The 13,995-nt window shown below is 34.7% G+C and carries 19 protein-coding genes; 4 read left to right on the plus strand and 15 right to left on the minus strand.

Going from position 1 to position 13,995, the window contains the following annotated elements; genetic code table 11:
* Window positions 1-12: 12 nt before the first annotated feature.
* Together ACXVYO_RS14865 and ACXVYO_RS14870 are read right to left on the minus strand one after the other, a co-directional pair.
* On the minus strand, window positions 13-366 hold the full coding sequence (locus ACXVYO_RS14865) for a hypothetical protein (RefSeq protein ID WP_458467620.1): 354 nt from the start codon (window positions 364-366) through the stop codon (window positions 13-15).
* Between the two features lie 586 nt (window positions 367-952).
* Window positions 953-1,078 (minus strand): hypothetical protein, encoded by a 126-nt coding sequence (locus ACXVYO_RS14870; RefSeq protein ID WP_458467621.1) that lies wholly within the window; start codon window positions 1,076-1,078, stop codon window positions 953-955.
* 248 nt (window positions 1,079-1,326) lie between these two features.
* On the opposite strand from ACXVYO_RS14870, the gene ACXVYO_RS14875 reads away from it, so the two are divergent.
* On the plus strand, window positions 1,327-1,935 hold the full coding sequence (locus ACXVYO_RS14875) for a hypothetical protein (protein WP_000807970.1): 609 nt from the start codon (window positions 1,327-1,329) through the stop codon (window positions 1,933-1,935).
* Between the two features lie 6 nt (window positions 1,936-1,941).
* Here ACXVYO_RS14875 and ACXVYO_RS14880 read toward each other — a convergent pair whose 3' ends face one another.
* The gene (locus ACXVYO_RS14880; protein WP_458467622.1) at window positions 1,942-2,088 is read right to left on the minus strand and encodes a hypothetical protein; all 147 of its coding nucleotides are present in this window, start codon (window positions 2,086-2,088) and stop codon (window positions 1,942-1,944) included.
* Between the two features lie 747 nt (window positions 2,089-2,835).
* Between ACXVYO_RS14880 and ACXVYO_RS14885 the strand changes: the two genes are divergently transcribed.
* Window positions 2,836-3,150: a thioredoxin family protein gene (locus tag ACXVYO_RS14885; RefSeq protein ID WP_000658777.1), complete on the plus strand. Its 315-nt coding sequence runs from the start codon at window positions 2,836-2,838 to the stop codon at window positions 3,148-3,150.
* Window positions 3,151-3,422: 272 nt separating this feature from the next.
* The gene (locus ACXVYO_RS14890; RefSeq protein WP_458467623.1) at window positions 3,423-4,304 is read left to right on the plus strand and encodes a cation diffusion facilitator family transporter; all 882 of its coding nucleotides are present in this window, start codon (window positions 3,423-3,425) and stop codon (window positions 4,302-4,304) included.
* Here the strand turns inward: ACXVYO_RS14890 and ACXVYO_RS14895 are convergent.
* The 5 genes from ACXVYO_RS14895 to ACXVYO_RS14915 form a co-directional block, all read right to left on the minus strand.
* Window positions 4,294-4,929 carry a phosphatase PAP2 family protein gene (locus ACXVYO_RS14895; RefSeq protein WP_033656043.1) on the minus strand — a complete coding sequence of 212 codons (636 nt, stop codon included), beginning with the start codon at window positions 4,927-4,929 and terminating at the stop codon, window positions 4,294-4,296. The two genes, ACXVYO_RS14890 and ACXVYO_RS14895, sit on opposite strands and share 11 nt — an antisense overlap.
* A gap of 77 nt (window positions 4,930-5,006) precedes the next feature.
* A complete protein-coding gene (locus ACXVYO_RS14900; protein WP_458467624.1) occupies window positions 5,007-5,762 on the minus strand; it encodes a sporulation protein in 756 nt (251 codons plus the stop codon).
* The gene (locus tag ACXVYO_RS14905) at window positions 5,744-6,565 is read right to left on the minus strand and encodes a serine/threonine protein kinase (RefSeq protein WP_458467625.1); all 822 of its coding nucleotides are present in this window, start codon (window positions 6,563-6,565) and stop codon (window positions 5,744-5,746) included. The genes ACXVYO_RS14900 and ACXVYO_RS14905 overlap by 19 nt, the downstream gene beginning before the upstream one ends.
* On the minus strand, window positions 6,565-6,747 hold the full coding sequence (locus ACXVYO_RS14910; protein WP_000473374.1) for a hypothetical protein: 183 nt from the start codon (window positions 6,745-6,747) through the stop codon (window positions 6,565-6,567). The genes ACXVYO_RS14905 and ACXVYO_RS14910 overlap by 1 nt, the downstream gene beginning before the upstream one ends.
* 110 nt (window positions 6,748-6,857) lie before the next feature.
* Window positions 6,858-7,037 (minus strand): YozD family protein, encoded by a 180-nt coding sequence (locus ACXVYO_RS14915; protein ID WP_000658451.1) that lies wholly within the window; start codon window positions 7,035-7,037, stop codon window positions 6,858-6,860.
* A gap of 150 nt (window positions 7,038-7,187) precedes the next feature.
* Here ACXVYO_RS14915 and ACXVYO_RS14920 point away from each other — a divergent pair, with 150 nt between their 5' ends.
* Window positions 7,188-7,355 (plus strand): DUF3930 family protein, encoded by a 168-nt coding sequence (locus ACXVYO_RS14920; RefSeq protein WP_000456535.1) that lies wholly within the window; start codon window positions 7,188-7,190, stop codon window positions 7,353-7,355.
* Between the two features lie 4 nt (window positions 7,356-7,359).
* Here the strand turns inward: ACXVYO_RS14920 and ACXVYO_RS14925 are convergent, their stop codons facing one another.
* The 7 genes from ACXVYO_RS14925 to ACXVYO_RS14955 form a co-directional block, all read right to left on the minus strand.
* Window positions 7,360-8,022: a hypothetical protein gene (locus tag ACXVYO_RS14925; RefSeq protein ID WP_000101496.1), complete on the minus strand. Its 663-nt coding sequence runs from the start codon at window positions 8,020-8,022 to the stop codon at window positions 7,360-7,362.
* A gap of 188 nt (window positions 8,023-8,210) precedes the next feature.
* Window positions 8,211-8,426, minus strand: coding sequence for a YozE family protein (locus ACXVYO_RS14930; RefSeq protein ID WP_000750725.1), 216 nt, complete (start codon window positions 8,424-8,426; stop codon window positions 8,211-8,213).
* Between the two features lie 72 nt (window positions 8,427-8,498).
* Entirely contained in the window at window positions 8,499-8,771 is a 273-nt protein-coding gene (locus ACXVYO_RS14935) for a YokU family protein (protein ID WP_000995761.1), read from the minus strand.
* The gene (gene kamA, locus ACXVYO_RS14940; protein ID WP_429704939.1) at window positions 8,768-10,189 is read right to left on the minus strand and encodes a lysine 2,3-aminomutase; all 1,422 of its coding nucleotides are present in this window, start codon (window positions 10,187-10,189) and stop codon (window positions 8,768-8,770) included. Before kamA ends, ACXVYO_RS14935 begins: the two co-directional genes overlap by 4 nt.
* Before the next feature lie 210 nt (window positions 10,190-10,399).
* Window positions 10,400-11,785, minus strand: coding sequence for an arginine utilization transcriptional regulator RocR (gene rocR / locus ACXVYO_RS14945; protein ID WP_458467626.1), 1,386 nt, complete (start codon window positions 11,783-11,785; stop codon window positions 10,400-10,402).
* A 98-nt stretch (window positions 11,786-11,883) separates the two neighbouring features.
* Window positions 11,884-12,729 carry a putative beta-lysine N-acetyltransferase gene (ablB, locus tag ACXVYO_RS14950; protein WP_458467627.1) on the minus strand — a complete coding sequence of 282 codons (846 nt, stop codon included), beginning with the start codon at window positions 12,727-12,729 and terminating at the stop codon, window positions 11,884-11,886.
* Window positions 12,726-13,994, minus strand: a complete 1,269-nt coding sequence (locus ACXVYO_RS14955; RefSeq protein WP_458467628.1) for a peptidase — start codon at window positions 13,992-13,994, stop codon at window positions 12,726-12,728. The genes ablB and ACXVYO_RS14955 overlap by 4 nt, the downstream gene beginning before the upstream one ends.
* Between the last annotated feature and the right edge of the window lies 1 nt (window position 13,995).

A 13,995-nucleotide genomic window follows, 5' to 3' on the forward strand; every position in this document is an offset into this window, starting at 1 on the left:
TTTACATTCGTTTTATCCCCAAGAAAAATGATATATATATTCCCCTGTTACACTTTGATTAATCCCAGTTATTCTAGCAAATCTCATTAAATCCGCCCCCTGAAGAAAATACATCGCAAGCGTAACTGGTACTTGTGACCACATAAATTGATAAAACTCCTCGACTCTCTGGTTTGTTGAAACAATTAGATCATTTACAGGCCCTTGATTCCATACAGAAGTTCTAACTGAATTAAACGGAAGATCTTTCCCATTAACGACTATTCGTGCCATGCTTTGAGTTATGTCCACATCAATTCCCTCCATCATTACAAAAATCGGACCTGTGTATTTACTCCTATTGTTATAAATATTCTTTACTTTCATAAATGTCTAAGGCAAATCTCTATTTTTCACTTCTATTCAAATTAATTTATTTATTAAAGTAAACAACAAATGAATTTTTAGTATTCAACTCCCGCAACTTACATGACATTTAGATCTTTTATAACCTTGTTCACTTTTAACAATCTGATATGCAAAATTACATATCTTATTATCTCAATATCACTTTATTAACTACACTTTAATAAGAATCCATTTAAACACCTTGATAAATCAACGTTTGTAAATTAATTCCTTATCCCAAAATCCACCCCTTTATCCTTAAACACTATATTCGAATAATTATGTTGGAATTTATTGTTGTATACACATCTATCTTTTTCAGGTATTATATACGAGAAGAGTAAGGTAAGAGTTACTCTTTGCCATTTTAGGAAAGGTCCTGTTGGAAACAACAGGACCTTTTTTCGTATAATTGCATTTTCGTTTATTTCCGACTTATAACCATTTTATTATTAATCAAAAACACTATGCTCACGTAACACACATCTGTAAATCAATGAATATGCATGCGCTTTATAAAGAAAATAAACAAGCACATTATTCGTCATTTTAACGATAGCGCGCTTCACTCATCTACTTTATGTGGTTTCTTTGATTTTTCATTCTCTTCTTTCTGAGCTTTCTCCACTGCTTTTAAAAACCCTTCCAATGCTTTTTTCGTATTAATATCATTTAGTGGATGTAGATCCATTGCAGTTACCTCCTCCTAGAAAGTATTCCATGATTACCAAGTTCAATAAGAAACACAAAAGCAACGGCACTCATGCACCGTTGCTGATTATATAAAATGAATTGGTATTTTCGTCATTCTTGCGGATCAGCTTTACAATAGCCATTGTGTATGAACATTGGTTTTTCTAGCATCTAGTTCACCGCCTTAAAAATGCAGGATTTCCCTTTCCAATATCGAATTGGTAATGTTTAGAAAGGGGGTGTAACATGGCGGAAATTAAAGTGGGACTTACACAATTTTTAGACTTCACACTAAAAAGTAGTGCAGCTAAAACAAATTTTGTAAAGAATCTAAAATCTCAACCTGAATATCACCCAGTTTTTGATTACTGGAAACAATTACGAGAAACTGTTATTAAATTTCATAAAAACGAACTACCTTTTGACTGTTTTGAAACATTAGTACAAACTGTTGACCAGAAGAAAAAGCAAAACTACATTGATGTTATAAAGCAGTACAAAAAATTTATTAAAAACAAAGACGTCTCTTGGTTTGATCCAGGTAAATCACATTGGTTATCAGATAATTTAATCGTCCGCTCATCACCTGAACTCGGTTTGCTCATTAATGATGAGCCGCATCTTATTAAACTGTTTTTCAAAGGAAAAAAAGAGCGAATTGATAAATATAACATCAACTCAACACTGACATTATTAAATGAATCAACATTTTCAAATGAATATAACGATGTGAATTATACGGTCCTTAACATCCAAAAGAACAGAATGTATACGAATAACTCTATTAATAATGATCATTTAATAGCTCTTGAATCAGAAGCCCACCAGCTTTCTTATTTATGGAATAAGGTGTAAAAGGGTTTAGGTGTCTATTTCAATACCTTGTTCATGCGTAATTTGGGCACAATTTTCACAAATCCAATTCGTTTCTTTTAAGTGAAGCTCACCTTCTTGTTTCTCACAAACAATGTAGGGTGGGCGTTTTTTGAAAACAGTTTCTTTTCCCATTTCAACATCCTAATTCCCCCTGACTTCTTAACCACTAAATAATTCCTAAAATGTTCTTACAATCCCTTTCGTGTTCCAAATCATGTTTTTTTCACTCTATACAGTGCAGCGATTTCCCCTCTTGTTAGTCACTCTTCTTTCACCCACATTACTTTATTTGGTTGTGATTATCGCTGGAACTCAGCTAACGCCGCCCTAACCTCTTCTCTCACAACTTCACGAATAAGTTCTTATAACAATTCCTCTAAATTCATATATGCATCCCCTACATCTTTTTTTGAATTTCCTGCTTGTTGTTTCATTCACTCATAAAATTTATGAATAATGATCATCCACCTTTTACCTTCCCTAAGTACTTGAAAGAGATTATCCGGCATTACATTACAGGCGCTTCATAAACATCTGGGGAAAAGTACGTTATAGCGATGGCTATCATGAATACAATTTGATCTATCCTACTTATACCTTATAATTCAGAAGTTTGACACAGCTCATGAAAAAGCTTATAAAGAAAAGTAAGGTTCCTAATATTCGTTTCTATGATCTAAAAGATTACAAGTAAACGTTTAGTAGGTATCACACTGGACACTTAATGAGATTGTTGTACCAGGAATTTAAGAAACTACGGTGAATCAATTTGCAAACGAATTATTCGGAAAGAAAACTCTCGTTAAAAGTTTTCGTTTCACAGCAAATACACCAACTAATCAACCTAAAATATTAATAGTGAAAAAGGAGAAACAAAACATGAAAGAAATCAAATCAGAACAGGAATTCAAAGACATCATCGCAAGTGAGGAGCCAGTAGTTGTTAAATTCTTTACTACATGGTGCCCAGATTGTGTACGTATGGACAACTTTATCGGAGATGTAATGGAAGAGTTCAATAAGTTTGAATGGTATTCTATTAATAAAGATGAGTTCCCAAGTATCGCTGAAGAGTATCAAGTAATGGGTATTCCAAGTTTACTTGTATATCAAAATGGCGAGAAGCTAGGCCACTTACATAGTGCTAACGCAAAAACTGAAGAGCAAGTTACTGAGTTTTTAGAAGCATACTAAGATGAAAACCCTCTGAAAAATATTTTCTAGAGGGTTTTTATTTTGCCCAATCATCTTTCAGCAGTGTAGTATACTGATTCACCTATCCCTCAATCAAAATCGCGTTTACACCCTAACTTTGCACTTTACAACATATTTTTCCTTCACGAAACTTTGTTATCCCCTTCTTAAAAAGCTAAAAAACGTCAACAATGTTTGTATAGACCCACACGAGTTTCGTTTGGTACTCTATTTATAGAAAGAAATTCCTTGTAGAAAGGTGAGTGATTAAAATGGATACTCTTTCTCATAAAGAAGCTGATAAAGGTGCTATTGTCAGCATTATGGCCTACATATTTTTATCCTCTATGAAAATCATCATCAGTTATATTACCCTCTCTAGCGCATTACGTGCTGACGGTTTAAATAACTTAACGGATATCGGTGCTTCTTTAGCGATATTAATTGGTCTAAAAATCTCTCGTAAACCTCGTGACCCAGATCATCCTTATGGGCATTCGCGCGCAGAACAAATTGCATCACTTGTTGCTTCTTTTATTATGGCAACGGTCGGATTAGAGGTTGTTATTAGTGCCATTCAATCTTTTTTCAATCCGAAACAAGCAGCGCCTAATGTACTTGCCGCATGGGTAGCCTTATTTTCTGCTGTCGTTATGTACTTTGTGTATTTATATACGAAAAAGATTGCAGCGCGCACAAAAAGTAAATCATTAGAAGCTGCTGCAAAGGATAATTTATCAGATGCTCTCGTAAGTATCGGTACAGTAGTAGGTATTGTCGGTTCGCAGTTCCAAATGCCTATTTTAGATCCTATTGCCGCTTTACTTGTCGGCCTTATTATTTGTAAAACTGCATGGGAGATTTTCGTAGAGGCTTCTCATATGTTAACGGATGGAATCGATCCAGATAAGATGGAAGAGTACGCTGATGCTATTGAACATATTGGCGGTGTGGAAAACATCGTAGACATTCGCGCGCGTATGTACGGGAATCAAACGTACGTTGATATTACAATTGAGGTTGATGCTCGAATGGATGTTGGTGAAAGTCATTGTATTACTGACAACATCGAGGCTATGCTTCGGAAGCAGTTTGGCATTTACCATGCACACATTCATGTGGAACCAATGAAAAAAGAACCTATTATGACATAGGTTCTTTTTTCATGAACGTTTTATGAAATATAACACATAAAACGAGCCAGCTACCGCCAGCTGCCCATCCTGCTAATATGTCAGATGGATAGTGCACGCCAAGATATATTCGGCTAACTGAAATAGATAATACAACAAAGCTCGCTATAAAAATAATCAACAATTTTTTATGCAATGTAATTCGTTCTTCAGTAATGGTGACGTATGCAATAAATCCTAAAAAAGCAGTAGCATTCATCGTATGACCGCTCGGAAAACTATATCCAGTTGCCGTAACAAGCTGCGTTACATCAGGTCTTGCTCGTTCGTACCATAGTTTAAGCATACTGTTTAAATAACGAGATCCATAATAATTAATTGTTAGAAGTAATGCACTAAGCAATTTTTTTCTAACGAGAAAATACATTACAAGAATAATGAGCAACGGAAAATATATTCTTTTGGAACCGATAAAAGACACCCAAGTAAAATAGGCTGTCAAATAATCGTTTCGAAAACTTTGAATAAAATGCGCGACTATATTGTCAAATTTCTCAATACAAGCGGTATGATACGAAAGTGATAATACGACAAAACAAATGAGTAGCGTAAAACTTAACAAGTATAAATGTCGATATCGTTTCACATACATAACCTCACTATGCAAAAAAATGGAGCGGTTGTTTTAGTTTTCCTCTCCATTTCTTTTTTATGCATAGTTTATTAAAAAATATAATTGTTAATTTTTTCTTTCATTGCTGGAATATCTTCATTCGTTACTGTAAAGCGAATCACTTTCTCGTCAAGATCAAGCGCTTCTGCAAATAAACCTGCTAATCCGCGAGATTTTCTGTCTACTTCCATAATAATCTCTAGTCGATCGTAGGCGCTTGGCAAGATTAATAATTCTAGTTCATCTAATTTCCCATAATACTCTCCGGAAACCGGAACAAACTCAAATTCTTGCGCAAATGGAACTTGCTTACGTAATCGATACGGTAATTCTTCACATTCTATATGACGCGCTTTAAAACCTAATTGTTGTACACTCTCTAACACACTATTTAATAATGCATTTGGCAACACTTGAATGTGATCTCGATCACTTGGATCTATACTGCGTTTAATATCAAGGCCTGTATGCACCCAAACTGTTTTCATTCCAAGTGTAAGCGGCGTTTCCACTGGCATTACAAATGAAAATGGAATTTCTTTTTTTTCATTCGGCTCAACAGAAAAAGGTTCTGTTAACCGAACTCGCTCTAAATCATAAGTTGCTGTTACTTTTTTATCATCAACTTCTCGTACATACGATGTTGATAACGTTAAGTAAATGCTTTCAATTTGTTGGCTAACTGAACCACCAGTTATATGAACCTTACCTAGTATCTCTTCTCCAACAATATACTCATCTTTTTCAAGAACTGTATCTACTTTTGCATTACCAATACCAACGCTTGCTAAAAACTTTTGAAACATGTATCCTCCATCCTTTCTAAAGCAAAAGCTATATCTTTTTTTAAATCTTGTACATTTTCATAGTACGGCGTTTTTATTTGTAACATTCGCATAAGTATTTCACGGTTATAATTTTCTAAAGTTAATTCGTCATACCATGGTTTTTCATGTTTTTCATTAGATTCATAGCCTGCATATAATAAAAATAATGAGAAATGACCCAGCGCATAAAAATCGCTACGAAACTGAACTTCTCGCATCAAAGCTTGTTCACCTTCATAAGTTATAGCTCGTTCATCACCCTCACCCTTCAATTTAGCCAAACCAAAATCAATAATACTAATTCGATTTTCTTTCATTAATATATTCGGAATGCGTAAATCTCGGTGAATAATCCCTTTACTATGAAACACCGATACAATTTCTAATATTTCATATAAAATTTTAAAAACTTCACGTTCTGTATATACATGCCCATCCAAGAAAATATAATCTTCGAAATTTTCACCAGGCATATACTCCATCACAAAAAAGCTTTTTTTCTCCCATACGAAATGATCATATAAACTAGGAATTGCATGATGATTTAATGTTTGTAAGATCATTTTCTCTTGTTCAAATGATTTTCTCCCAGATTCATATCTTTGTTTACTTTGCCTTAATTGTTTTAAGACTTTATATCTATTTATTTGTAAGTCATTAACGACATATGTAACCCCATAACTGCCCATTCCAATTACTGATTCAATTTTATAACGTTCTGCAACGATAGTATTTTTTCGCAGTGGTCTATCAAATAAAGCTAGTATACGACGCCATTTCATCAGCTACTTGAAAAGAAGCTACGGCTTTTACGCTTTCTTTTATAATGCTGATGTCCATAACCAGATGAACGTCGTTTATAATCGCTACTTGAATAAGAGCGACCTCTATGACGATAATCACTACTAGAATACGAACGATATTTTTTCCTACCTAATAAAGAATCAATAATTTTTTTGAACATCCCTTCACCTCTTGAGTAAAATTTTCTTTTAATTATACCAACTATTACCGACTATATTTGTGACAAGTTTGTAAAGAGTAAAAAACGACGAGTTAAGCCCGTCGTTACTTTCACTCATCCTCTTCATCAAACACTTCATCAATCATACATTTCTCTAATAAGTACTCGAATGTAATGTCTGCGAGATCTTCAATTTCTTCTCGTTTTGGGACGTATCCTCTTTCAATTAGTTGCTCATAAAAAAACTCCGCAATCTCTTCCGTATCAATTACGACTTCAATTTCCTTCATGAGCATCACTCCTTTATTTCTGTTTTATGAAAAAATCTCAAAAATATGTATATGAGATTAGAAAAATAGTTTTTCTTTTTTTATAGGTCATATCCTTTGGACGAGATGCATACGATGGTAGTACAAGCTATCAAAAAGGGGGATTTAATTATGGAATATCAATATGAGGTAGAACAAGAAGTAGGGCAAACAAAAGAAGAGTTCATGCATGAAGATCAATGGGCAGACTCTCTTATTAAATGGCTTTTTATTTTTTTAATAATTGTAGGCATACCTTATACTGCATATGTTGTTGTTCAATTCATTCTCTCTTTCTAGTTAACTATTTTTTCTCTGTCAATTTAACTAAATAATTATGAACAACATCCATAACAATTTTGTACTCTTCATCTTTAAATGTATCGAATAACAATTGATAATCGTTATAAATATCAAGTAATCCATCAATGATTTCTTGACGATTTGTCTTAACACTCACTTTTTTTGAGTTGTTAATTGACTTTAATTTTCCTAAATCTAATTTATTCATACCAGCTTTATCTTGTTTCATTTTCTTCAAAATTGCATTTGCCGTTTGAGCATTGGCAAGTAACGTTAAATCTGACTCATCCGCTTCTAACCATTCACCATCCGTAATTCGTGACAATTCGTATATTGTATCTTCCCATGCGTCATTTTTATATCTCCATACTTCTGTACGAAAACCAACAATACGAAACACATCTTTATCATATCCTGTTACTTGCACGAGATCACCAAATGTGAAATTATAATTTAATTCAATCCACTCAGTTTCACCTTTTTTCATATCTTGCTCTGAAACGTGCTGCAATGTTTGCTCTACGTAAAACCCATCGTGATTATTGACTTCGTAAACGTAAACTCCATCTAAAACCTTCATATTTGTGATTTTACCAACGGTTCCATATAGCGTAATCACGACTATGTCCCCTACGTTATATTTAGGTTGCTTTTTCCTTGCCATCTATATCTCTCCTTTTTTTGACGTCGTGATTTTGATAACAGTATATGCAACCTACATAAAAACGCTTATCACAGAAGCGTATATTCATAAATTTTTTCAATAAAAAATATCACCATATGAAATTTTTTTTGCAACGTAAAAAAAGCTAGCAAATAGACTAGCTTCACGTCAAAATTTTCATATTATTTTTATCTCTCTTGTATGTATAAATCCCAAGCTTCATCAAATATAGACATACTTTCTAGCATTCCACTTAATTCTAAGTATGAACTAATTTCATCGTAATCTTCTGATTGCTTCGGAAAGCTTAAATCATCGTACATTGCCTCTGCTAAATTCGAAATTTCATTACTAAATAAAGCGGCACGATGCTTCATCATATAGTGGTAAAATGTCTTTTTCAAAAATATTCCCTACCTTTCTAACTTGGATACATTATACAAGGCAAAATAGAAAAAAACCAGCATAAAAGCTGGTTAAAAGTCGAAATAATTTCTTTTTAATAGACGTGGTCTTCCCATTAATTCTTCATATGTTAGTTGTTTTGGTAAATCTTTCGTATAAATTAGAAACAATTGATCTTCTATTTCTTTCACTGTTTGATCAGCTTGATAGTCCATACCACATGAGGAACAAGAAATGCATGGTGTCTCTTGGATTTCAATGGCTTTCGTACCATCTGGCAATTCCCAATATACAGTATTCAAGCTTTCTTTCGCTTCTGTACTGTCACACCACATACAATTCATACTGCATCACCCTCATTTTTTTTGTCGTTTTCTTCTAATTTAGCCATTTGCGATTGGTACTTTTTATCTTTAAGTTGATCGCGCTTATCACGTTTATCTTTTAGTGATGCATGAGTGTCATTATCTTCATAGTCTTTACGACGGTTCATACGCTGTAAGTCGTCTGGAACAAGGTTAAATTTCTTATCACTCATAAGACCTGCGATACCAACATCTGAACGTTTTTCTTCGTAGTTTGGATAGATTTCTTTAAAGTACCCTTCTGCTCTTCCTGGGATATAGCTCTCTGGTTCTGGATACGTTGTAATAACGCCTTCAAAGTTACGAAGTACAACTTTATCCGCACTTTGCGAAATTAAATAGTTTGGTTGAAGCGCAATTTTGCCGCCTCCTCCTGGTGCATCAACAACGAATGTTGGAACTGCATAGCCAGATGTATGACCGCGTAAACCTTCAATAATTTCAAGACCTTTAGATACTGGTGCACGGAAATGACCAATGCCTTCAGATAAGTCACATTGATAAATATAGTATGGGCGTACACGGATTTTTACTAAGTCATGCATAAGTTTTTTCATAATTGGAACGCTGTCGTTAATACCAGCTAAAATTACTGCTTGGTTTCCGATTGGAACACCAGCATTCGCTAGCATTTCACATGCTTTTTTAGACTCTTCTGTAATTTCAATAGAAGTATTGAAATGTGTATTTAACCATACTGGATGATATTTTTTAATAATGTTACATAAGTTTTCTGTAATACGCTGCGGGAATACTACCGGAGCTCTCGTTCCGATACGAATAATCTCGACATGCGGAATCTCTCGTAAATTTTTTAATACATATTCTAAAATTTTATCGTTAATAAGAAGACCGTCACCACCAGAAATTAATACATCTCGTACTTGTGGTGTATCACGAATGTAACCAATTGCATCATCTAATTGTTTCTTTGGCACACCCATTCCAATTTGTCCACTAAAACGACGGCGTGTACAGTAACGACAATACATAGAACATTGATTCGTTACTAAGAATAATACGCGGTCAGGATAACGATGTGTTAACCCTGGAACTGGTGAATCTTCATCTTCATGAAGCGGATCTTCTAAATCATATTTTGTTTTATATAACTCTTCCGAGATCGGTACAGATTGCATCCGAATCGGACAGCGTGGGTCATCAGGATTCATTAGCCAAGCATAGTACGGTGTAATATTTAACGGGATCGTTTTCGTTGAAATTTTAACGCCTTCTTCTTCTTCAGGTATTAAATTAATCACTTTCTTTAAGTCATCTAACGTTTTGATCGTATTCGTTAATTGCCAAACCCAATCATTCCATTGTTCTTCAGTAACATCCTTCCACAACTCGATATCTTTCCAGTGACGATTTGGTTTGTATACATCATGTAACATTGCTATTCCCCCTTTTTATACGCTCATCCTTTATATAAGCAATAGTTATGCCAACTTTACATTATTGATAAGTAAATGTACGGAGAACGCTATTACATAAGCAAAAAAATATTTTTAAGCACTGTATGAAATTCATACATACTATCATATTCATTACTTTTTATATATGTAAACGCTCTTTTATTGGTGCAAACACACAAAAACCGCCAATTATTCGGCGGTTTTGTCGTACTTACTCAGTTTATATTGAAGCGTTTGGCGAGGGATACCTAACATTTTTGCAGCTTGTAATATATTCCCTTCCGTTTCAATTAACGCTTGATCTATTAATTCTTTTTCCGTTTGATGAAGTGCTTCTCTAAGAGGCAATATGTTCTTCTTCTTCGGAAGACTATCTTTCCGAAATGTACGCGGTAAACAATTGGCTGTTAATGTATTACCTTCTGCAATAATGACAGCATGTTCAATCGTATGTTTTAGCTCCCGAACATTTCCAGGCCATTGGTAAGCTTCTAGTCTTTCTTTCGCTTCCTTATCCATTTGAAGTACACCTTTTTTATAACTTTTATTATATTCGTTCAAAAAATAAGACGCTAATAATAATACATCCTCAGTTCTTTCACGTAACGGCGGAATATATAATGAAAAGACATTTAATCGATAATATAAATCAGTACGAATTTTATTCTCTCTTAAACATACTTCTGGTGGCTGATTCATTGCCGTAATTACACGAACATCTACTTTTCTCGTCTTATTATCACCAATTCGACGAATAACACCATCTTCTAATACACGTAGCATTTTCGCTTGTAAATCGAGCGGCATTGAATTCAGTTCGTCTAAAAACAATGTCCCACCATCTACAAGTTCAAATAATCCCGCTCGTTCAATTGCTCCAGTATAGCTACCCTTCGTCGTTCCGAACAATAAACTTTCTAATAGCGACTCTGGCAACGCTGCGCAGTTTTGTGCAATAAATGGCTTGTTCTTCCGTTTAGAAGCTTCATGAATCGCTTGTACAAATAGCTCTTTCCCTGTTCCTGTTTCCCCATATATTAAAACATTTGCATCCGTTGGAGCTACTTTTTGTGCTAATTCTTTCGTCTGTTTAAACCGGGCATCATTCGTCACGATCGTATCAAATGCAACATGCTTTTTAATTGCTTTTTTTCTAGATGATCGCTTTATTTTCGACTGTAAATCGACAATTGTATCCGTAAGTTTTTGAACTGTGGAATAATCCTTAGCAATTTCAACAGCCCCAGCAATATTTCCATCTATAAAAATAGGTAACGTCGTATTTACTGTACAAATGTCTTCCCCATTTAAATTTTGATAATGTTGCACTTGATGAACGATTGGCTTTTTTGTATCTAACACTTTCATCAACGTACTTGTTTCCCTAGATAAAGAAGGAAACGCTTCTAATAAATGTTTACCTAACACTTTTTCAATTTTTGACCCATCGTGTTTTGCAGCTACGGTATTATAAAAAATTGTAATACCATTTTCATCTACTGCATGTATAGCCTCATCAATACTGCCCAAAATCGCTTCAATGACTTCTTGTGTCGAAACTGCTAGCAATGTCATCCCCCCTTTTGCCGAAAATTCAGCAATCCTGTGCCGAATTTCCGGCATACCTATATGCGATTATAAGCATGACGATTCCGTTCTATTTTTATACCGTACTATTTAGACAAATCTTTCACCCATATATTCATATCTTCCAGCTTATCGAAAATGTAGCAATTGTTCGCCAGTCTTCCTGTATACATATAACCTAACTGATGAAAGGCCGCATTCATTCCGAAGGAAAGTGATCGGGCAATTGTATAGGAACAGAAAATCGATTTTTCTTGCAGTTCTTCTTCTAACTTAATTAGTAAACTTTTCATAAACCCATGCTTACGATATTCGGGTAACGTAGCACAATTCGTTAATTCTGCATTCCCTTCTTTTATATTCATTTCTGCAGATGCTGTACTAATTATTTTCCCCTCGAATTCATACACATAGTATATTGTATCGTCTTCTTTCATCGTTTGTTTTACATAACTTGCTTCGTTTAAAGGAGTCGGATAAACCTCAAATACTTTTCCAAAGACAACCGCTAATTCTTCCGCATCCTCTTCTGTCGCTTTTCTTAATAGAAATTTCTCCGGGACTATTTTTTCCTTTACTTCTTTTGCTTTAACACCGCTTAAGATGGTATCTTCCTCAACCCAATGAATACTATTTCGTCTTTCATCATTAATAAATTTCACGAAGAAGTATGCATCATGACCTTGAAAATAATGCGGTATTGTTGCTTCCAATAAAAAACCGAAAGAGAGCCATGTAGAAACATGCTCTCCCTTTCCTTTAATAATACATTTAGTGAAAGAATGCTTCTCTGCTAATTCGTCAATTGTTTGGATAATCCTCTCGATATTTCCTGTGTAGTGGTCTACTCGAATACGTTTATTAAAATAGTCTAAAACGCCTTCTACTGTATAGCCATTCGTCTGTTCGCTAAAAGATTCATAGTATTTCATTTTTTCACCTCACACCAATCTAGTAATGTACATGCAATGACTTTTGCGGCAGCTATCATTTTATCAACTTCTATATATTCGTTTGGATAATGGGCTACTTTCGTCTCACCTGGACCAAATACTATCGTTGGTACACCTGCGATTTGTGTAAATAAACCTCCATCAGTCCCCCAAGGAGATGCTTCAATAATTGGTTTGTTCCCTTCGATTTCAACAAAGTTATGCTCGAGTGTCGTAATTAACTCATGATTTTCTTCTAGTTCACCAGGAACCCATCTCGCTCCAAACCATTCTACTTCTACAGGATTTTCAACAAACCAATTGTCCACAGCATTTAATTCAGCGATCCAATTCTCGAACTCTTCTTTTGCTGCCTCTATAGTCTCATTCGGCGCAATACCACATCTTCCTTCTAAAATTAACGAATCCGGAACAGAACTTGGCCAGCTCCCACCTTCAATTTTTCCAATATTAATTGGAATTGGAATCGGGATTCCTTTAAATAATGGATCTGTAATTCGATCATTTCTCTTCTCTTCCAATTTTCTCAAATGATCTACAACAAACATACCTTTTTCAATTGCACTTACTCCTTCATAACGCGTTCCACCGTGTGCTGCTTTACCTTTCACATGTAGACGAAACCACATGGACCCTTGTTGTTTCGGGAAAAACTTCATATTTGTCGGTTCTGGAATAATAACACCATCCGCTTTATATCCTCGTAATATAGTCGCTAATGTTCCTGCCCCGCCACTTTCTTCTTCTATTACACTTTGAAAATAAATATCTCCTTTTAATTCAATACCAGATTCAATAATGGCTTCCATCGCAAGCATTAGTGAGACATTTCCGCCTTTCATATCCGTTGTTCCACGACCATATATACGATTCCCTATTTGCTCACCACTATAAGGGTGATGGTCCCACTGATTCACATCTCCTTCTGGTACGACATCAATATGTCCATTTAATATCATAGATTTCCCGTCGCCACTTCCTTTTAAAGTTGCCACTATGTTCGGGCTATCTGAAAAACTTGTACGCGGTGATACAAAATAAGGATGATCTTTCATTTTAGAAAATGAAGGTTCCCAAATATCAAGAACTAAACCTAGCTCACGTAATTTTTCAATCACAATTGCCTGCGCACCACTTTCATCACCAGATACGCTTTTTTCTTGAATTAATCGTTTTAAAAATTTTACGCTTTCCTCTTCATGACTCTCGATATAATCACAAATTTTCTTTTTTAATTGCTCCATA

The sequence above is a fragment of the Bacillus sp. BC08 genome, assembly GCF_054326875.1.

What these genes read in the sequence shown, in the direction of transcription:
- ACXVYO_RS14915 (WP_000658451.1), bottom strand. Translation starts at nt 7,037, where the DNA reads ATGAAGGAAATTGAAGTCGTAATTGATACGGAAGAGATTGCGGAGTTT.
- kamA (WP_429704939.1), bottom strand. Translation starts at nt 10,189, where the DNA reads ATGTTACATGATGTATACAAACCAAATCGTCACTGGAAAGATATCGAG.
- ACXVYO_RS14900 (WP_458467624.1), bottom strand. Translation starts at nt 5,762, where the DNA reads ATGTTTCAAAAGTTTTTAGCAAGCGTTGGTATTGGTAATGCAAAAGTA.
- ACXVYO_RS14865 (WP_458467620.1), bottom strand. Translation starts at nt 366, where the DNA reads ATGAAAGTAAAGAATATTTATAACAATAGGAGTAAATACACAGGTCCG.
- ACXVYO_RS14870 (WP_458467621.1), bottom strand. Translation starts at nt 1,078, where the DNA reads ATGGATCTACATCCACTAAATGATATTAATACGAAAAAAGCATTGGAA.
- ACXVYO_RS14920 (WP_000456535.1), top strand. Translation starts at nt 7,188, where the DNA reads ATGGAATATCAATATGAGGTAGAACAAGAAGTAGGGCAAACAAAAGAA.
- ACXVYO_RS14890 (WP_458467623.1), top strand. Translation starts at nt 3,423, where the DNA reads ATGGATACTCTTTCTCATAAAGAAGCTGATAAAGGTGCTATTGTCAGC.
- ACXVYO_RS14905 (WP_458467625.1), bottom strand. Translation starts at nt 6,565, where the DNA reads ATGAAATGGCGTCGTATACTAGCTTTATTTGATAGACCACTGCGAAAA.
- ACXVYO_RS14925 (WP_000101496.1), bottom strand. Translation starts at nt 8,022, where the DNA reads ATGGCAAGGAAAAAGCAACCTAAATATAACGTAGGGGACATAGTCGTG.
- ACXVYO_RS14935 (WP_000995761.1), bottom strand. Translation starts at nt 8,771, where the DNA reads ATGAATTGTATGTGGTGTGACAGTACAGAAGCGAAAGAAAGCTTGAAT.
- ACXVYO_RS14885 (WP_000658777.1), top strand. Translation starts at nt 2,836, where the DNA reads ATGAAAGAAATCAAATCAGAACAGGAATTCAAAGACATCATCGCAAGT.
- rocR (WP_458467626.1), bottom strand. Translation starts at nt 11,785, where the DNA reads ATGACATTGCTAGCAGTTTCGACACAAGAAGTCATTGAAGCGATTTTG.
- ACXVYO_RS14880 (WP_458467622.1), bottom strand. Translation starts at nt 2,088, where the DNA reads ATGGGAAAAGAAACTGTTTTCAAAAAACGCCCACCCTACATTGTTTGT.
- ACXVYO_RS14875 (WP_000807970.1), top strand. Translation starts at nt 1,327, where the DNA reads ATGGCGGAAATTAAAGTGGGACTTACACAATTTTTAGACTTCACACTA.
- ACXVYO_RS14910 (WP_000473374.1), bottom strand. Translation starts at nt 6,747, where the DNA reads ATGTTCAAAAAAATTATTGATTCTTTATTAGGTAGGAAAAAATATCGT.
- ablB (WP_458467627.1), bottom strand. Translation starts at nt 12,729, where the DNA reads ATGAAATACTATGAATCTTTTAGCGAACAGACGAATGGCTATACAGTA.
- ACXVYO_RS14955 (WP_458467628.1), bottom strand. Translation starts at nt 13,994, where the DNA reads ATGGAGCAATTAAAAAAGAAAATTTGTGATTATATCGAGAGTCATGAA.